This window comes from Nocardioides gansuensis, from assembly GCF_003076135.1.
Lineage (GTDB): Bacteria > Actinomycetota > Actinomycetes > Propionibacteriales > Nocardioidaceae > Nocardioides > Nocardioides gansuensis.
In genome coordinates, this window is the sequence record NZ_QDGZ01000007.1 from 300210 (window position 1) to 317827 (window position 17618).

The window sequence follows — 17618 nt, forward strand, 5'->3', positions numbered from 1 at the left end:
TCCCAACCCCGGGTCAGGAGTCCTGAGACACCTGCGGTTCACCGTCCGTTTTCCGGGCCGGAGCGTCCGCCGCCGCGGCCGCGGCGGCCTGTGCGGAGCCGGGGCGCTTGCGCTGCGCCCAGTGCTCGATGTTGCGCTGCGGGCTGCTGCTCACGGCGAGCGCGCCGGGCGGGACGTCGCGGCGCACGACCGTGCCACCCGCCGTACTCGCCCCGTCGCCGATGCTGACCGGCGCGACGAAGGTGTTGTTCGACCCGGTACGGGCCTGGCGGCCGACCACGGTGCGGTGCTTGTCGACCCCGTCGTAGTTGGCGAAGATCGTGCCGGCGCCGATGTTGGTGCCCTCGCCGATCTCCGCGTCGCCGACGTAGGACAGGTGCGGTACCTTGGCGCCGTCGTGGATCTGGGCGTTCTTGGTCTCGACGAAGGCGCCGATCTTGCCGTCCGCGCCGAGCTGGGTGCCGGGCCGCAGGTAGGCGAACGGGCCGACGCTCGCGCCGGCGCCGATCACGGCGAGCTTCCCGTGGGTGCGTACGACGCGCGCTCCAGCGCCGACCTCGCAGTCCTCCAGCGTCGTGTCCGGTCCGACGACGGCGTCCTCGCGCACGACCGTCGCGCCGAGCAGCTGGGTGCCGGGCAGGAGGGTCACGTCGGGCTCGAGGACCACGTCGGCCTCGATCCAGGTGGTCGCGGGGTCCATGATCGTGACGCCCCGGCGCATCCAGTCGTCGGTGATGCGGTCGTTGAGCAGCCGCCCGAGCCGGGCCAGCTGGGCGCGGTCGTTGGCCGCCTCGGTCTCGGTGACGTCGTCGACGAGGTGGGCGCCGACGGTCAGGCCGTCCTCGCGGGCGAGGTGGACGGTGTCGGTGAGGTAGTACTCGCCCTTGGCGTTGTCGTTGCCGAGCCGCGGCAGCGCCGACTTCAGGAACTCCGCCTCGAAGGCGAGGATGCCCGAGTTGATCTCGCGGACCGCGCGCTGCTCGTCGGTGGCGTCCTTCTCCTCGACGATCGACTCGACGTCGCCCTCGTGGTTGCGGATGACCCGGCCGTAGCCGAACGGGTCGTCGACCTGGCCGGTCAGGATGCTCACGGCGCGCTCGGCCGCCTCGTGCTCGGCCGCGAAGGCCTTGAGGGACTCTCCCCGCAGCAGCGGGGCGTCGCCGGCGAGGACGATCACGGTGCCGGTCACGTCCGGGCACTGCTCGAGGGCCACCTGCACCGCGCCGCCCGTGCCGTCGAGCACCTCCTGCTCGGCCAGGATGCAGTCGGGCACGTACTCCCGCACGTGCGGCCCGACCTGCTCCTTCTGGTTGCCGATCACGGCCACCACCCGCTGCGGCTCCATGGCCTGCACCGCGGTCAGCACGTGGCCGACCATGCTGCGGCCACCGACGCGGTGGAGCACCTTCATGGTCTTCGACTTCATCCGCGTGCCGCCGCCCGCGGCGAGCACGATCACGGTGAGGTTGTCCATGTCCCGCAGTCTTTCACCGGCCAGGTCGGCGCGCCGGGCGCGGGGGTCGAGAAACCGGGTGCATCGAGCGCCCGCCCCTTGTCGCCGCCGCCACGGCGGAGCATCGTGGGAACCGTCACGCACGACGGGGCTACGAGGAGGTAAGCCGATGCAAGCGAAGGTGGGTGACCACCTGTTGGTCGAGGGCCACACCGTGGGCGAGGCGCGCCGTGAGGGCGAGGTGATCGAGGTGCGCGGGACGGACGGGGCACCGCCGTATGTCGTGCGCTGGTCCGACGGCCACGAGGGCCTCGTCTTCCCCGGACCGGACGCGCACATCGTCCCGCCGCAGAGCTGACGGGCCGCTCACGGGCTCGCCGTCGGCGACGGGCTCGTGGCGGTGCTGCTGGTCTCGCTCGGCGACGGGCTCGTGGTCGTGGTGGACGTCGAGGTCTCGGTCGGCGACGGGCTGGTCGTCGGCGTTCCCGATGACGAGGCAGTCGGCTCGGACGTCGGGGTCGACGACTCGGAGGGCGTCGGGTCGGACGTGGTCGGGTCGGACGTGGTCGGGTCGGACGTGGTCGCATCGGACGTGGTCGGATCGGACGTGGTCGTCCCGGAGCTCGTCGGATCCGGCGTCGTGGTGCTTCCCGGCGTCGGCGACGGTGAGGTCGTCCCCGTCGGTGACGGCGACGAGTCGCTCACGCCATCGGAGGGGGTGGGCGAGGTCGTCGCCGAGGGACTCGGCTCGACGGGCGGGGCCTCCCACAGGATCGCGACGATCTGGGCCGAGAAGGAGTCGAGCTGAGCGGTGATCTCGGTGAGCGAGTACGACGTGATCAGCTGAGCGAACTCGATGAGCCGGTCCCACACCTCGGCCAGCGCCCGCAGCTCCTCCTCCCCCGGCTCCTCCTGGACCGACAGCACGAGCTGGCTGGCGATGGCGGCGGTGATGCAGCGGTAGCAGTCGTAGTTGGCCGCGACGGCGAGGTTCTGCGGGACCACGACCTGGGCGTCGTCCATGATCAGCACGACCTGGTAGGCGACCGCGACGGCGACGCAGTCCCTGCAGGAGGCATAGGCGTGCGCCTCGTTGACGTTGAGCACCTGGTCGTCCTCTGCCCAGACCAGGGCGAAGGCGAGGTCGTAGGTCACGGAGCCGTCGGTCGTGGCGACGGCGAGGGCCTGGTTGTCGCCCTCCGCGGGCGGCAACGGCTGGTCGAAGGGGAACACCCACGTGTCGACGGGTTCCGGGCTCGATGCGTCGGTGCTCGGATCGGCGCTCCCGTCGGTGGTCGGGTCGGGGATGCCGTCGGTGGTCGGGTCGGGGATGCCGTCGGTGCTTGCCTCGGGGATGCCGTCGGTGGTCGCGTCGGGGACGCCGTCGGCGCTCGGGTCGGTGGCGGTGACGCCCCGGTCAGGATCGAAGGACGACGTGTCGTCCGCGGCTGCGCCGTCCGTGGGGACGAGCACCATGGCGAGCACCGGGTCGTCCCTGGTGGGCAGCTCCGTGCCCTCCTGGAACATGGCGACGAGCGGCCTGTCGCCGGCGAGCCGGTCCGTCGCCGCCGTCCCCACAGGCAGGGCGCCCGAATCGGCGAGCATCTCTGCGGGAGGTCGGGCCCGGTCGCCGGCGAGGGCGGCCTGCGACCCCGGCAGGAGAGTGGTGACCAGCCCTTGCTCCCCCGGCTGGATCGGCCGGTAGCTGCCGGGGTGCGGCCACCAGGCCCAGGCAAGCGCCGTGACCAGCATTGCGCTCAGCACGGCCGCCACCACCCGCTTGACCGGAGAACCGTGGCTCCACCGCGCGAGTCCACGGAACCACCGGACGCCGATGCGGCCGAGGATCATCACGCAGGCGACCAGCGGTAGCACCACCCCCAGCACCTGGAGTGCATGGGCGGCGACGTCGAAGACGCTCCCGGCCCGCCACCCGTCGGCGGTGGCGGCCGCATCCGTGCGGATTGCGGAGCCGGCGCTGCCCAGGAGCCGCGGAACGGCGGCGACCAGCGCCATCAGCATCAGGGCCATCATCGGGACTGTCACCAGCACCCAGAGGGTGATCAGCGCGCGCGCAGTCGGTGTGAGCAGCCGGTTCTCAGGTGCGTTCCAGCGATGGGGCAGCAGCCCGGTGAGGGTGGGGCGGATCCGGTGGTAGAGGTCGGGAACGCCGGCCAGGTCGGCCAGGAGGTGGTAACCGTCGAAGCGGAGCAGCGGCAACAGCTGCTGCACCATCTGCAGGACCTGGGTGGCGACCAGGAGCAGAAGCGCCTCCCAGCCCGTCGCCCACCACCACACGAAGGTGAGGACGACGACGATGGCGTTGAAGTAGAGGCCGCCCAGGTCCGTGCGGATCCGGCCGGCCCGACCTAGCCGATAGCTGTCCGTGACATCGGTGTAGAACGCCGGCCAGACGAGGTACAGCCCCGCACCCATGACGCCGGCCTCGGCACCGCTGTAGCGGGCGGCCGCCGCGTGCCCGAACTCGTGGAAGCCCCCGGAGAGCACCGACACCACGAACACGAGCAGCAACAGGTGCGGCCGCTCGAAGGCGTCGTACGCCGAGGCGCCGAGGCCGCGGTCGAAGAACACCCAGGCCACCACGGCCACGAAGGCGAGGAGGACGGCCGCCGCGACCACGGGCCGGAAGAGCACCCGGAACGGGTCGGTGAGCAGATGGGTGGTCCGCGGGTTGGTGATCGCCACCTGGGGCTTGAGGGCGAGCAGCGGGTTGGAGCGCTTGAGCTCGGGCTCCGAGCCGTCGACGCCCTTGACCAGGCCGAGCGGCCGCAGGTGGCCGTCGACCAGCGTCCGGACGTCGGTCTCGGTGACGCTCCGCCCCAGCTCGCGGCCGATCAGCTCGGCGATGTCGGCGCAGCTCCGCCGGCCGTCCGCGGCTTTCAGCACCAGGTAGAGCAGCGGCGTGAGCTGGAGGACCTGTCCGTCGCTGCGCCTCACGAGGGCAGGTGGGGTCCGGTAGCCGGACCCCACCATCTCCCCGATGAGCTGGACGCCGTCGACGCGGGTGGGGGCGTCGACCAGCGTGGTCACTGCGTCGAGCTGTCGGTCGGGGCGACCGTCGTCTCGTCGGTGGGCTGCTCGGTCGCCGCCTTGGTGTCCGTGGTGACCGGCGCCACCGACGTGTCGTCGGTGGCCGGCTGCTCGGTCGCCGCGGTGGTGTCCGTGGTGACCGGCCCGACCGACGTTCCGCCCGTCGTGCCCGTCGTGCCTGTCGCGCCCGTCGTGGCGTCCGTGCCGTCGGTCGACGCGGTGTCGGTGTCGACCGGCTCGACGGACGACTGGTCGATGTCGGACACCTGCTCGGAGGTCGCGACCGCGCTGCCGCTGATCGTCTGGGTGATGATCGCGTCCTGCTGTGCGATCGCCGTCGCCTCGGAGTCCTCCGACAGGATGTTGGCGGCCACGGAGGCGTCGATGGGGGCCGCCACGTTGGCGTTGGCCGCCACGGCCCCGTTGATCGGCGCTGCCAGGTCGGCGTCCAGGTCGACGTTGACGTCGACGTTGAGCAGGTCGCCCTTGAGCAGGTCGCCGGTGTTGAGCTGGCCGATGGTGTCGGTGACGTCGTCGACCACCTCTCCGACCGTGCCCACGACGTTGCCGGCGGCGTCGAGGACCTGCCCGGTGAGCGGGTTGAGCGAGCCGACCACGTTGCCCAGGGAGTTCACCACGTTGCCCGTGGCGCCGTCGAGGGTCCCGACCACGTTGCCGGCCGAGTCGAGGACGGTGGTGCCGTCGAGGAGGTCGGTCACTGTGCCGACGACTGTGCCCGCGGTGTTGAGGACTTCGCCGGTCAGGGGATCGAGGACGCCGACCACGTTGCCCGAGGCATCGAGCACGTTGCCGCTCGCCGCATCCAGGACGCCCAGGACCGTGCCGCCGGAGCCGGACACGATCGCGCCGTCCACGAGGTCGGTGACCGTACCGATCAGGTTGCCGGCCGAGTCGACCACCACCCCGGTGGTCTCGTTGAGCGTGCCGAGGATGGTGCCGTCGGCGGCCACGACGTTGCCGGTGACGCTGTCCAGGGTGCCGATGATGTTGCCGGCGGAGTCCACCACGATGCTGCCGTCGACGGGCTCGCTCGACGCTGCCGCTGCGGCCTCGGCGACGCCGTCGACGGCGTCGCCGGTCCCCGTGGCCGCCGTGAGCATCGCCTGCTCGCCGGTGTCGCCCTCCGCCGGAGCCGTTCCGCCCGTCACGGTGTCGCTCTGGTCGATGGTGCTGTCCTGGATCCCGGTGGCGAGGGCGTCGGCCTCGATGGTCTGGGTGACCATGACGCCCTGGTCGGCCATGGCCTGGGCGCTCGAGCCGTCGCTCAGCAGGTTGGCGCTGACCGCGGCGTCGATCGGGGCCACTACGTTGGCATTGAGGGCCACGGCGAGGTCGATGGGTGCGGCGCCGTCGATCGCCAGGTCGACGTCTGCGGCGAGGTCCAGGATCGAGACGACCTCCTTGTCCGGCAGCGCGGTTACTCCCTCGCCGGCCAGCTCCTCGGGTGTCAGGGGTGCGGAATCATCGCTGCTCATGGTGGCTCCTACTCCTCCCACGCGTCCCCGGGCACGGCCCTCTCGGACGCCGTCGTCTGTTCGGTTGTCGCCCGACGCATGATCGCCGCGGGCGCCCCCTCATATGCCCCGTACCCAACGGCCAGCGCCGCTAACTGGGGTGCGGCATGCGGACAAAGTCGCGGAAGGGGTGCGATTACCGGCCACGAGGCGGTGCGGGGCCTGCGCTGCTCACTGGCTCCCCGGGTAGGAGTCGAACCTACGTCGCTAGTCCTGATTCAAAGTCAGGCGGGCCCTGCCGGCAGACCAACCGGGGAATGCTTGGACAAGGTTAGGGCCAACCGTCATCCGCATGAGGGATGGGGAGTACGGCGAGCAGCAGGTCGCGGGCCGCCTGGTGGATGCCCGGCTGGGTGCTCTCGCGTGGCCCGGCGACGTTGAGCACCAGCCCCCGGCCGAGCTCACGGTGGACGTCCGCGAGCCAGGCCGCGACCTCCGCCGCGTCCCCCGGCGTCACCAGACACGGCCGGCCCAGCTCCTGCGCCACCGCCACCGTCAGGTCCGTGCCCGGTGACGCCACACCCTCGCCTCGCAGCACCAGCGTGGCGTCGCTGTCGCGGACGTTGAGGCGGGTGCGCTCGGCCGGGTCGGCCGACGGCGCCTCCCGGAGCGCCGGGAACAGCGCCATCACTCCGGGTGGCGTGGGCAGGTCCTCTGCCCACCCGCCACGCGGCACCCACCCGCCGTACTCGAGACCGAGCCGGACCGCGACCTCGAGCGCCGCCCGGTCGGCGCCGGTCTGCCCGCCGGAGACCAGCCGGACGACGACGGCGGACGGCAACGGCAGGGACACGCACCAGCGTAGGCCTCCGAGGGACTGGCAGAGGGCACTAACGTCAGCCCCATGGACCTCCCGGTGAACCCGCCCGTCCAGCCGATGCTCGCCAAGCCGGTCAGCGCGGTCCCCCGGTCGGGCGGCTACGCGTTCGAGCCGAAATGGGACGGCTTCCGCTGCCTCGTCTTCCGCGACGGCGACGAGGTGGAGCTGGCCAGCCGCAACACCAAGCCGCTGACCCGCTACTTCCCCGAGGTCGTCGCCGCGATCAAGGAGCAGCTGCCCGAGCGGGTCGTGCTCGACGGCGAGCTCTTCGTGGCCCAGACGACGCCGGAGGGTGGCGAACGGCTCCAGTTCGAGGTGCTCCAGGAGCGGATCCACCCCGCGAAGAGCCGCATCGACATGCTCGCCGGGAAGACACCCGCGGGCTTCGTCGCCTTCGACCTGCTGGCCCTCGGCGACACGTCGTACGCCGGGCGCCCCTTCACCGAACGGCGAGCAGTCCTGGAGGAGGCGCTGGCCCACCTGGACGGCGGGCCCTGCTTCCTGACCCGGATCACCACCGACCCGGACGAGGCGCAGGACTGGTTCCAGGAGTTCGAGGGCGCCGGCCTGGACGGGGTGATCGCCAAGCCGCTCGACGCTCCCTACCAGCCCAACCAGCGGACCATGCTGAAGATCAAGCACGAGCGCACGGCCGACGTCGTGGTCGCCGGCTACCGCGAGCACAAGACCTCGACCCCGGAGCACCCACTGCTCGGCAGCCTCCTGCTCGGCCTCTACGACCACGGCAAGCTGCAGCACGTCGGCGTCTCGGCGAGCTTTACCGCGAAGCGGCGGGCCGAGCTGATCGAGGAGCTGCAGCCGCTGGTCTGCGACCTGGCGGACCACCCGTGGGGCGACTGGCAGGAATGGGCGATCGCCAACCCCGACAGGGTGCCCGGCACCCAGAGCCGCTGGTCGCAGGGCAAGGACCTCGGCTTCACGCCGCTGCGGCCCGAGCGGGTGCTGGAGGTGAAGTACGACCACATGGAGGGGCGCCGGTTCCGGCACACCGCCCAGTTCAAGCGATGGCGCCCCGACCGCGACCCGGAGTCCTGCGGCTACGAGCAGCTCGAGGAACCGGTGAGCTACGACCTCGGTAGGATCTTGAGTGGAGGCGATCGCCATGAGTGAGAGCAGTTCGGACAGCAGCGCCCGCAACGAGCGGATCGACGACGGAGTGGGCACCTACGACGTCGTCCTCCTCGTCGAGCAGGCCATGAGCAGCGCGGATGCAGAGCAGGTGCGCTCGTTGCACGAGGACATCGCCGACCACGTCGTCTACCACGTGCTCCTCCCGCTGGAGGACGCCTCGGCGCGCGTCGAGGCGTCGCTCGGCACCCTCGGCGCCGGCGACGTGATGGCCGCTCCCGCGATGGCGATGAGCGACATCGACATCGAGGCCGTGCGGCAGGAGTGCAAGGAGCGGTCCGAGCGCGACCTCGAGGCCACGCTGACCGCTCTGCGCTCGGCCGGCGGCGACGCGGCCGGCACCATCACGGCCGCTCCACCGGTGGACGCCCTGGCCCGGAAGGTCGAGCAGGTCGACGGCCGGGAGGCGATCATCCTGACCCGGCCCCACCTCGTCGCCGAGTTCTTCCACCTCGACTGGACCTCCCGCGCGCGCCGCAAGCTCGGTGTACCCGTGCTCCACCTGCTCGAGCACGAGACCTTCAGCGAGCAGGCCGGCGGTGGCGAGGGCGTCACCGGCGCGTAGGTCTCGAGGCGGCGCCGACGCGCCTCCTCGACCAGCGAGGGTGGCTCTAGGGTGACTGCGTGAAGATCGGACGCCGCCGCTCCCTCTCCGCACGCGGCGGGCGCCTGCGCGCCGCGTTCCTCGTGCTCAACCTCGACGGCATGGGCGGCACGTCGCGCTCGGCGATCACCCAGGCCAACGCGCTGGCGCGCCGCGGGCACCTCGACGTGCGGCTGGTGTCGGTCACCCGGTCCGGCGACCGGCCGCACTACGACATCGATCCGTCGATCAGGGTGGACTACCTCTGCGACGTCCGACCGGCCGACCAGGGTGTGGCAGACCCGCGGGCCGACCGGCCCTCGGTGCTCGTCCCGAAGCGCTGGGACGGGCAGTTCTCGGCGCTCACCGACCACGGGCTCTCGGCCCACCTCCCCGAGCTCGACGTGGACGTCCTGGTCACGGTCACCCCGGCGCTGCTAGCGGTCGCCGTCCAGCTCGTACGGCGCGGGGTCGCGATCGTCCACCAGGAGCACCGGTCCTCGGCCGACCGGGTAGGCGGCATGGAGCCACTGCTGGCCTTCGCCCCCCGTGCTGACGCCGTCGCGCTGCTGACCGAGTCGACCGCCTCCTGGCTGGCCGCCCAGCTCGGCGCCGTGGCCCCCGAGATCGTGGTGATGCCCAACCCGCTCCCGATCGCCGAGCAGCCCCGCTCGTCCCTCGACTCGCGCACCATCGTGGCGGCGGGACGGATCGTGCAGGAGAAGCAGTTCATCCACCTGGTGCGCGCCTTCGAGCAGGTCGCCGACGAGCTGCCGGGCTGGCGGGTCCGGATCCTCGGCGACGGCCCGCTGCGCGAGGAGCTGGTCGCGCACGTCGCCAAAGCCGGGCTCGCGGACCGGGTCGAGCTGCCCGGATCGGTCACCGACATGGCACCCGAGTGGGCAGCCGCGGCCGTGTGCGCCCTGTCGTCGAGGACCGAGGGCTTCCCGCTCGTCGCCCAGGAGGCGATGAGCGCCGGCGTACCCGTCGTCACCTACGACTGCCCCTCCGGCCCGCGCGAGCTCGTCGAGCACGAGGTGAGCGGGCTGCTGGTCGGGGCCGGCTCGAAGGCCGGGCTCGCGGCCGCGCTGCTGCGGCTCGGCGCCGACGACGACCTGCGCGAGCGGCTCGGCGCGGGCGCCCTCGAGGCCGCGAAGCGCTACGACGCCGACGTGATCGCCGCGCAGTGGGAGGAGGTCTTCGGCCGCGTCGTCGACCGCCGCCGCGCGATAGTCCGTGACGAAGGGACCCTCCAGGAGGGTGGCACGAGGGTCCGATCGTCACGGACTACGCCGCCGTTCACCCGGGAGCAGGGACCGGTCGACCCGCCCCTGGTCACGCCCGTCGAGGCGCGGCACGAGGCGCTGACGCTCGCCACGCGCGCGGCCGACCGCGCCGGCGACGGCTGGTTCGTGATCCCGCTGCACGACGCGGCAGCGCCCACCGTCGTCGTACCCGCCGCGCACCGGCGTGCCTTCCTCGACGGGCTCGCCGACGCGCCCGACCACCTCTCGCTGCGCGACCCCGGGGACCGGGGCTGGCCCGAGCGGCGCGGCACGGTCGAGGCGATGCGGGCCACGCTGGCCAATGCCGCGCCCAACCGGCTCGCGCTCGAGCCGTGGCCGCGGGCGAAGGGACGCCGGTCGCACCTGGCGGAGGACGCGGGCGTCGAGATCGAGTTCTGGGACCGGCTGCCCGACGGGACGCTCGTCGCGCCTCGCCCCAACCGCTGGACCTCACGCGTGCCGGCCGAGGCGCCGCGGACACAGGTCTCCGTCGCCGGCGTGACCGTGCCGACGGTCGCCGCGATGGCCACGCCGACCGCCCACGAGGTCACCTTCCCGATCGACGTGGTCTACACCTGGGTCGACGGCGACGACCCGGAGTGGCAGGCCGCGCGCGACGCCCGTGAGGGCTCGGACGCCCGCCGGGAGGCGGCGGGCCAGGCTCGGTTCCGGTCCCGCGACGAGCTGCGCTACTCGATGCGCAGCGTCCACGCCCACGCCCCGTGGGTGCGCACCATCCATCTGGTCACCGCTGGGCAGCGACCGGAGTGGCTCGCGGACGACCCACGCGTCAAGGTCGTCGACCACCGCGAGATCCTGCCGGCCGACGCGCTGCCGACCTTCAACTCGCAGGCGATCGAGACCGCCCTGCACCGGGTGCCCGGGCTGGCGGAGCACTTCGTCTACGTCAACGACGACGTCTTCCTCGGCCGGCCGGTGCGGCCGGAGCTGTTCTTCTCCCCCGGCGGCGACTTCGCGGCGTACGTCGGCGACGGGGCGATCGGGCTGCCCGGCAGCGCCAACAAGCCGTTCCTGCACGCGGCAGCCAACAACCGGCGGCTCCTCGAGGACGCCTTCGGCGTGACGATCACCCAGGTGATGGCGCACACGCCGCACCCGCAGCGGATCTCGGTGCTGCGCGAGGTCGAGGAGCGCTTCCCCGAGGCGCTGGCCCGCACCGCCCGCGCCCCGTTCAGGTCGGAGGGCGACGTCTCGCTGCTCTCCTCGCTGGCGCAGCACTACGGGCTGCTGACCGGTACGGCGTTCGAGGGCGCCGCCGAGCACGCGTTCGTCGACCTCAGCAACGCCCGCGTGGAGCGCCAGCTGCGCCAGCTCCGCGCCCGGGACAAGCACTTCTTCTGCGTCGGCGACCACCACGACTTCGCCGTCGACGCGGCCGAGGTCGACCAGTTGCTCGGCGACTTCCTCGAGGACTACTTCCCCGTCAGGGCGCCCTGGGAGCGCTGACTCAGCGGCGCCAGAAGGAGCGCCGCGGAGCCGTGGCCTCGCCCAGCCGGCCGCGCAGCGACTCGATCTCCGCCCGCAGCTCGGCGATCTCCGCATCCTTCTTGCGCCGCAGCTCGCGACGGGCCTGGGTCACCTTCTCGGTCGTCGCGTCCATGGCGACGGCCGCCGCGAAGTCGAACATCTCGGCGTACTCCGCCTCGCACTCCCCCAGCGTCGCCACCGCGGCGGCGTCGTCGGGCACCTCGACGAGCACGTTCATCGCGTCCCAGGTGCGCGACGCGAGGTCGCGCAGCTGCGGCGGCACGGCGATGTCGTCCCACGAGATCGCGGACCTGTTGAGCCTGGCGTCGATGAAGTCGTCGACGGGGTGGGGGCTGATCGACGGGTCGGGCGAGTAGGTGAGCCCGAGCTGCGAGCCGGCGCGGGCCATCGCGGCCCGCCAGTCGCCGAGCAGGTCGTGGTAGCGCACGAAGGCCCGCGGCTGCTCGCGCGTGGCCCGCTCGGTCGCGAAGGCGGCGTTGACCCAGGCCGCGACGTTCGCGGTCTCGCGCTGGCGGCGGAAGGCCGGGTCCTGGTCGGAGAGGTACGCCGTGTCGCGCGACCGCACGACCTCCGTCGGGTGCCGCAGCATCGTCAGGGTCACGACGTCGGCCCCGAGCTGGGCGGCCACCCGGGTCCACACCGGCAGGATCCAGAACGCGCGCGGGTCCTTGACGAGCACCTGGCCGCCGGCTGGCTGAGTGTCGAGCTGCCCGGCCAGCCACTCCCGCAGCTCCGACTCGACCTCCGGCTTCGAGCCCGCGCGAGCCGCGATGGCCGCGGCCGTGGGGCGGGTGTCGATGGTCCGCACGGGCACGGGGTTGAGCACCCGCTTGTGAAACTCGGTGACCCACAGCGGCTCGTAGTAGCCCCGCGGGTTCTTGTCGTCGGCCGGCACCTCCGGCTGCGGCACGTGCAGCCCGAGGCGCTTGAGCGTGCCGGCCACGCTCGACGTGCCGGACCGGCCGGAGCCGGTGACGAGGACGAGGCGCGGTCGGTCAGTCACGCAGGTGAGGCTAGTCGGTGGCCAGCTCGGCCACGATGTCGAGATGCCCGGCGTGCCGGGCATACTCCGCGAGCACGTGGAAGCAGATCCACTCCAGCGTCGGCGGATCGCCCTCGAAGCGCCCGCCCACCGCGGCGCGGGCGTCCAGCGGATGACGGGCCAGTACGGCGCGGGTGCGCGCGCCGACCGCCTCGAGCCGATCCGCGAGCTGCTCGGCGGTCACGTCGTCCGCGACCAGCCACGTGGCAGCGGGCCGGGTGTCGTCGGAGTCGTCGGGGAGCCACGGCTCGTCAGTGTTCCAGTCGCCCCAGGGCTCGTCGACGTCCTCACCGAGGAAGCCCCAGACGAACCACCGCTGCTCCATGTGGAGCACGTGGCTGAGCAGCTCCAGCGGCGTCCAGCCCGACGGCACCCGGGGCGTGCGCTGGTCGTCGCGTGAGAGGGCGAGCACGCCTTCGATCAGGTCACCGCGCACCCAGTCGAGGTAGTCCGCCCACCGCTGCGCACCGGCGAGCCCGTCCTTCGGCGGCTCTGCTGAGTTGCGGGACACCCGCTTGTCCTCGGTCACGTGCCCTCGATCCGGTTGCCGTGCTCGTCCCAGTGGGCGGCGACCTTCTTCGACGGCTGCACGCGCGGCGGCTCGCCGGGCATCTTCGGGTGGTCCGGCGGGAAGTTCAGCTCCACCGGGTTGGCCTCCCACAGGTCGAGCAGCGGCCGGAGCGAGTGGTGCACGTCGTCGATCTCCGCCCACGGGTCGCCGTCGGAGACGAGCCGCTCGGGCACGGTGAACAGGTTGAAGCCACGCGGCTCAGTGACCGTGGCGAGCTCGTCCCAGCTGACCGGCGTGGAGACCGGGGCTCCGGGGATCGGCCGCAGCGAGTAGGCCGAGGCGATGGTGCGGTCGCGGGTGTTCTGGTTGAAGTCGACGAAGATCCTCTTCCCGCGCTCCTCCTTCCACCAGGCCGTCGTCACGCCGTCGTCGCGCCTCTCCAGCTCGCGTCCGAAGGCGATGGCGGCGTGCCGCACTTCGGCGAACTCCCACTCGGGCGAGATCCGCACGTAGATGTGGATCCCCCGGTTGCCGCTGGTCTTGGCGAAGCCACGCATCCCCAGGTCCGACAGCAGCTCGCGGGCGACCCCGGCGACGCGGACGACGTCGGCGAACGTCGTACCGGGCTGGGGATCGAGGTCGATCCGGAGCTCGTCGGGGTGGTCGACGTCGGCCCGGCGCACCGGCCACGGGTGGAAGGTCAGCGTGCCCATCTGCGCGCACCAGACGGGTACGGCGATCTCGGTGGGGCAGATCTCGTCGGCGGTCCGGCCGGAGGGGAACGTGATGCGCGCGGTCTCCAGGTAGTCGGGCGCCCCCTTGGGCACCCGCTTCTGGTAGAACGCGTCGGCGTCCTTGTCCATCGGCCCGGTGGCGAGCTTCATGCCGGGTCGCACGCCGGCGGTCCACCTCTCCAGCGCGGTCGGCCGCTCGCGCAGCGCGCGCATCAGGCCGTCCTCCACCGAGGCGAAGTATTCGGCCACCATCAGCTTGGTGACCTCGGGCGTGGACTCGGTCGCCTCGTAGATCACGCGGTAGGGCGAGGAGACGCGCACCTCGCGCTCTCCGGCGATCACGACGGCGGCTTCGTCCTTCGACATGTGGCTACGCTAGCGAGCATGGCCTACGACGTGGAGAAGAGCGACGCGGAGTGGCGCGAGCAGCTGTCGCCGGAGGAGTACGCCGTGCTGCGCCAGGCCGGCACGGAGCGCGCCTTCACCGGGGAGTACACCGACACCGAGACCCAGGGCGTCTACTCCTGCAGGGCGTGCGGTGCCGAGCTGTTCACCAGTGACACGAAGTTCCACTCCGGCTGCGGCTGGCCGAGCTTCTACCAGCCGATGAGCGACACGATCGAATACCTCGAGGACGACTCCCACGGCATGAAGCGCACCGAGGTGCGCTGCGCGAGGTGCGGCTCCCACCTGGGCCATGTGTTCCCCGACGGCTACGGCACCCCGACGGGCGACCGCTACTGCATCAACAGCGTCAGCCTGACGTTGCGGCCCCGAGAGCAGAGCTGACCACCACGGTCACTCCGCCGGCACGAGCGCGGACGTCACCTCGACGACCCCGTCGCCGTACTCCTCGTCGACCCACGCCTGCAGCGAGCCGTCGTCGTGCACCACGTCGACTCGGACGACGTCCTGGCCGCCGCTGGTGGTGAGCACGCCGGGCAGTCGCTCCTGCAGCTCGATCGAGATCTCGTTGAGCTCGGCCTCGGTGTAGCGCGCCTGGGAGACGCAGAGGCTGCCGCCCCAGACCTCGCGCAGCCTGGCCTCCGCGTCCTCGGTGTCGCCGGTGACGGCGACGTTGATGATCACCTTGGTCGGGTCGTTGGCGGCGGCCGGGTCCTCCGACTGGTCCATCCACGCACCGGCGTAGCCCTCCAGGCCCTGGGCCGTGTTGAACGCCGCGTCCATCGCCTCCGGGGTCGCCTTGGCCGGGTCGACCGGCACCCAGCCGCCCTCGGGCTCGGGGCACGGCGTGCCGGGCAGGGCCTCGGGCTCGTTGTTCATCGCGTCGTAGAGCGCCGCAGGGATCGCCTCGGTCACGGTGAAGGTCGTGCCGTCGAAGGTGCCGGTCAGGTGGTAGGAGCCCCAGCGCACGCCGTTGCCCTCCTCGAACCCGCCACCGCCCATGGCCTCGCCGGCCTTCGCCCAGTCCCACTCCTCCATCGGCAGCCCGGAGCACTGGGGCGGGAACGACTCGGCGACGGCGCCGAGGCACAGCTGCGGGCCCTCGCCCGTGTCGAGGACGGTCGCGAGGCCCCGCGTCTGCACCGGGCCCGAGGCGGCGGGCACGGCGCTCGGCGTGGCGTCGGGACTGTCCGCCGGGGCAGGGGGCTCAGCGCCCGGATCCACGGCACGCATCTCGGCCTCGTTGCTGCAAGCGGCGAGCAGGAGGATGGGCACGAGGGCGAAGGCGGCGAGCGCGCGAGGGACCGTCATGAGGGTACGACGCAGCGCAGGCCGGGTGGGTTCCGGGCTGGGGGCGGGGATCACCCGCCCCATCGTGCCACCCGCGGATGCGCCCGGAGGCGCGCTGAGGCGGCGATTCCTAGGGCAGACGCGCGAGCAGCTCCGCCGGAGACACCCGGGCGCCGGTGTAGAACGGCACCTCCTCGCGCACGTGCCGGCGGGCGTCGGAGGCCCGCAGGTGGCGCATCAGGTCGACGATGCGGTGCAGCTCGTCGGCCTCGAAGGCCAGCATCCACTCGTAGTCACCGAGGGCGAACGACGCCACCGTGTTGGCGCGGACGTCGGGGTAGCCGCGGGCCATCTGCCCGTGCTCGGCGAGCATCCGGCGGCGCTCGCCGTCGTCGAGGAGGTACCACTCGTAGGAGCGCACGAACGGGTAGACGCAGATGTGCGCCCGCGGCTCCTCGTCGGCCAGGAAGGCCGGGATGTGGCTCTTGTTGAACTCCGCCGGGCGGTGCAGCGCCATCTGCGACCAGACCGGCTCGAGGCGGCGACCGAACGCCGTACGCCGGAACGCGTTGTAGGCGCCCTGCAGCTGCGTCGAGTCCTCGGCGTGCCACCAGACCATGAGGTCGGCGTCCGCCCGGAGCCCGGAGACGTCGTAGAGGCCGCGGACGACGACGTCCTGCTCGGCGAGCACCTCGATGAACGCCTCGAGGTCGGCGGCCTCGGCCTCACGGTCCGCGTCGCCGAGGACGTCGCGGAGCCGGAAGACCGACCACATCGTGTAGCGGATGGAGTCGTTGAGCTCCTTGGTGCGGGCGGCAGACGGGTTGGTCATGGGCGTCATTCTGCCCGGGCGATCTCCGCGGCCGCCCGGTGGGCCGAGGCGATCACCGCGGGGATGCCGACCCCGTCGTACGCCGCGCCGCAGACGGCCAGGCGTCCCGGCTGGTCGAGCGAGCCCCCCGGCCGGTCGAGCGAGTCCCCCGGCTGGTCGAGCGAAGTCGAGACCGCCGCCCGGACGCGCGCGACGAGGTCGACGTGGCCGACGGCGTACTGCGGCAGCCCGCCTCCCCACCGCTGCACGTGGGTGTCCAGCGGCACGGCGTTGATGCCGGCCAGCTCGGCGAGCTCGCGGCGCGAGACCGCGACCAGCTCGGCGTCGCTCGCCTGCAGCACGGCCTCCTCGCGGTGGCGGCCGAGCGACGTGCGCAGCACCTTGATGCCCTCGTCGAGCCCGCGGACCCAGCCCCACTTGGCGAACGAGAAGGTCGACGCCTTGATCCCGCGCTCCTCGACCGGCGGCACCAGGAAGCCGCTCATCACGTCCAGCGCCGGGTCGAGGTCGCCGGCCCGGAAGGCGAGCGTCACGACCGCGACGCTGGCCGACTCGACGGTCGCCAGCGCGGCGGCGGCGTCCGGCGCGACGTCGGCGAGCAGGCGGGCGGTGGGTGCGGCGGGCGTGGCGAGTACGACGTGGCGCGCGCCCAGGGTCTCGGGATCGTGCGCCGAGCCGACCGTGAGCCGCCAGCCGCCGGGCGTGCGCGCGAGCCTCCGGACCACGGTCCCGGTGCTGACCTCGACGCCGCCCCGCTCGGCCAGCGCGAGCGGGAGACGCCCCATCCCGCCGCGGATCCCCGCGAAGACCGGCGCGTCGCCGGGCGGCAGGCCCAGGTCGAGCAGGCTCCCCCGCCCGGCGGCCGCGAGGAGCTGGGGCACCGCGGCCGCCGCCGAGAGCAGCCGCGCGCGACCGGCGTAGACGCCGCCCAGCAACGGCTCGACCAGACGGTCGACGAGCTCGTCGCCGAGGCGCGCGGCCACCAGGTCGCCGACCGAGACGTCTCCGTCCACCGCGGCGACGACCTCCCGCCGTACGCGCTCGACACCGTCGGCCGACAGCACCCCGGAGGCGGCCAGCTCGTCGAGGTCGAGGGGAACGCCCATGAGCGACCGGGGCATCGGGCGGAGGGCGCCGCGGGACCAGATCCGCGACGTCGCCGCCGTGGGGTGCACGACGGGGAGGCCGAGCGCGCCGGCCAGGGCCACCCCCTCGGGGCGGCGGGCGAGCATCGCCTCGGCGCCGACGTCGAGGGTGACCCCGGCCACCTCGGCGAGCCGGAGCTTGCCGCCGACCCGCTTGGAGGCCTCGAGCACCAGCACGTCGTGCCCCTGCTGGGCGAGGTCGCGCGCAGCGGTCAGGCCGGCGACTCCGCCACCGACGACCACGACATCCTGCTGCACCCGGCCAGCCTGCCA

Annotated in this window: 15 protein-coding genes and 1 tRNA gene; 5 read left to right on the top strand and 11 right to left on the bottom strand. The window is 72.8% G+C overall.

Going from position 1 to position 17618, the window contains the following annotated elements:
* Positions 1 to 13 precede the first annotated feature (13 nt).
* Positions 14 to 1474 (bottom strand): bifunctional UDP-N-acetylglucosamine diphosphorylase/glucosamine-1-phosphate N-acetyltransferase GlmU, encoded by a 1461-nt coding sequence (gene glmU / locus DDE18_RS17320; protein WP_116573501.1) that lies wholly within the window; start codon positions 1472 to 1474, stop codon positions 14 to 16.
* Positions 1475 to 1622: 148 nt separating this feature from the next.
* On the opposite strand from glmU, the gene DDE18_RS17325 reads away from it, so the two are divergent.
* Positions 1623 to 1811 carry a DUF1918 domain-containing protein gene (locus DDE18_RS17325; protein ID WP_116573502.1) on the top strand — a complete coding sequence of 63 codons (189 nt, stop codon included), beginning with the start codon at positions 1623 to 1625 and terminating at the stop codon, positions 1809 to 1811.
* Positions 1812 to 1819: 8 nt separating this feature from the next.
* Here DDE18_RS17325 and DDE18_RS17330 read toward each other — a convergent pair whose 3' ends face one another.
* The 4 genes from DDE18_RS17330 to DDE18_RS17345 form a co-directional block, all read right to left on the bottom strand.
* Complete coding sequence (locus DDE18_RS17330) at positions 1820 to 4504, bottom strand: hypothetical protein (protein ID WP_116573503.1); 2685 nt, start codon at positions 4502 to 4504, stop codon at positions 1820 to 1822.
* Entirely contained in the window at positions 4501 to 6000 is a 1500-nt protein-coding gene (locus DDE18_RS23430) for an NHL repeat-containing protein (RefSeq protein WP_211754610.1), read from the bottom strand. The genes DDE18_RS17330 and DDE18_RS23430 overlap by 4 nt, the downstream gene beginning before the upstream one ends.
* A 214-nt stretch (positions 6001 to 6214) precedes the next feature.
* Positions 6215 to 6296 (bottom strand) — tRNA-Gln (locus DDE18_RS17340).
* Between the two features lie 14 nt (positions 6297 to 6310).
* Positions 6311 to 6832 carry a putative molybdenum carrier protein gene (locus DDE18_RS17345; RefSeq protein WP_211754611.1) on the bottom strand — a complete coding sequence of 174 codons (522 nt, stop codon included), beginning with the start codon at positions 6830 to 6832 and terminating at the stop codon, positions 6311 to 6313.
* Positions 6833 to 6883: 51 nt separating this feature from the next.
* Between DDE18_RS17345 and DDE18_RS17350 the strand changes: the two genes are divergently transcribed.
* The 3 genes from DDE18_RS17350 to DDE18_RS17360 are packed head-to-tail and all read left to right on the top strand — an operon-like array spanning position 6884 to position 11344.
* The gene (locus tag DDE18_RS17350; protein WP_116573504.1) at positions 6884 to 7990 is read left to right on the top strand and encodes an ATP-dependent DNA ligase; all 1107 of its coding nucleotides are present in this window, start codon (positions 6884 to 6886) and stop codon (positions 7988 to 7990) included.
* The gene (locus DDE18_RS17355) at positions 7983 to 8573 is read left to right on the top strand and encodes a hypothetical protein (protein ID WP_116573592.1); all 591 of its coding nucleotides are present in this window, start codon (positions 7983 to 7985) and stop codon (positions 8571 to 8573) included. Before DDE18_RS17350 ends, DDE18_RS17355 begins: the two co-directional genes overlap by 8 nt.
* Before the next feature lie 59 nt (positions 8574 to 8632).
* Entirely contained in the window at positions 8633 to 11344 is a 2712-nt protein-coding gene (locus DDE18_RS17360; protein ID WP_116573505.1) for a stealth conserved region 3 domain-containing protein, read from the top strand.
* A 1-nt stretch (position 11345) separates the two neighbouring features.
* Here DDE18_RS17360 and DDE18_RS17365 read toward each other — a convergent pair whose 3' ends face one another.
* Genes DDE18_RS17365 through DDE18_RS17375 form a run of 3 tightly spaced genes read right to left on the bottom strand, consistent with a single transcriptional unit; the run spans position 11346 to position 14039 of the window.
* On the bottom strand, positions 11346 to 12389 hold the full coding sequence (locus DDE18_RS17365; RefSeq protein ID WP_116573506.1) for a sulfotransferase family protein: 1044 nt from the start codon (positions 12387 to 12389) through the stop codon (positions 11346 to 11348).
* A 10-nt stretch (positions 12390 to 12399) separates the two neighbouring features.
* Entirely contained in the window at positions 12400 to 12957 is a 558-nt protein-coding gene (locus DDE18_RS17370; RefSeq protein WP_245916816.1) for a mycothiol transferase, read from the bottom strand.
* Positions 12954 to 14039 (bottom strand): DNA polymerase domain-containing protein, encoded by a 1086-nt coding sequence (locus DDE18_RS17375; RefSeq protein ID WP_116573507.1) that lies wholly within the window; start codon positions 14037 to 14039, stop codon positions 12954 to 12956. Before DDE18_RS17375 ends, DDE18_RS17370 begins: the two co-directional genes overlap by 4 nt.
* An 18-nt stretch (positions 14040 to 14057) precedes the next feature.
* On the opposite strand from DDE18_RS17375, the gene msrB reads away from it, so the two are divergent.
* On the top strand, positions 14058 to 14462 hold the full coding sequence (gene msrB / locus DDE18_RS17380; protein ID WP_116573508.1) for a peptide-methionine (R)-S-oxide reductase MsrB: 405 nt from the start codon (positions 14058 to 14060) through the stop codon (positions 14460 to 14462).
* A 9-nt stretch (positions 14463 to 14471) separates the two neighbouring features.
* On the opposite strand, the gene DDE18_RS17385 is transcribed toward msrB, so the two are convergent.
* The 3 genes from DDE18_RS17385 to hemG form a co-directional block, all read right to left on the bottom strand.
* Complete coding sequence (locus DDE18_RS17385) at positions 14472 to 15389, bottom strand: hypothetical protein (RefSeq protein WP_116573509.1); 918 nt, start codon at positions 15387 to 15389, stop codon at positions 14472 to 14474.
* Between the two features lie 109 nt (positions 15390 to 15498).
* Complete coding sequence (gene hemQ, locus DDE18_RS17390; protein WP_116573510.1) at positions 15499 to 16209, bottom strand: hydrogen peroxide-dependent heme synthase; 711 nt, start codon at positions 16207 to 16209, stop codon at positions 15499 to 15501.
* Positions 16206 to 17603 (bottom strand): protoporphyrinogen oxidase, encoded by a 1398-nt coding sequence (hemG, locus tag DDE18_RS17395; RefSeq protein WP_245916817.1) that lies wholly within the window; start codon positions 17601 to 17603, stop codon positions 16206 to 16208. The genes hemQ and hemG overlap by 4 nt, the downstream gene beginning before the upstream one ends.
* Positions 17604 to 17618 lie beyond the last annotated feature (15 nt).

Bases quoted from the DNA above. Each gene is read 5' to 3' on its own strand.
- DDE18_RS17385 (WP_116573509.1), bottom strand. From the start codon at position 15,389: ATGACGGTCCCTCGCGCGCTCGCCGCCTTCGCCCTCGTGCCCATCCTC.
- DDE18_RS17375 (WP_116573507.1), bottom strand. From the start codon at position 14,039: ATGTCGAAGGACGAAGCCGCCGTCGTGATCGCCGGAGAGCGCGAGGTG.
- msrB (WP_116573508.1), top strand. From the start codon at position 14,058: ATGGCCTACGACGTGGAGAAGAGCGACGCGGAGTGGCGCGAGCAGCTG.
- DDE18_RS17355 (WP_116573592.1), top strand. From the start codon at position 7,983: ATGAGTGAGAGCAGTTCGGACAGCAGCGCCCGCAACGAGCGGATCGAC.
- glmU (WP_116573501.1), bottom strand. From the start codon at position 1,474: ATGGACAACCTCACCGTGATCGTGCTCGCCGCGGGCGGCGGCACGCGG.
- DDE18_RS23430 (WP_211754610.1), bottom strand. From the start codon at position 6,000: ATGAGCAGCGATGATTCCGCACCCCTGACACCCGAGGAGCTGGCCGGC.
- DDE18_RS17325 (WP_116573502.1), top strand. From the start codon at position 1,623: ATGCAAGCGAAGGTGGGTGACCACCTGTTGGTCGAGGGCCACACCGTG.
- hemQ (WP_116573510.1), bottom strand. From the start codon at position 16,209: ATGACGCCCATGACCAACCCGTCTGCCGCCCGCACCAAGGAGCTCAAC.
- DDE18_RS17350 (WP_116573504.1), top strand. From the start codon at position 6,884: ATGGACCTCCCGGTGAACCCGCCCGTCCAGCCGATGCTCGCCAAGCCG.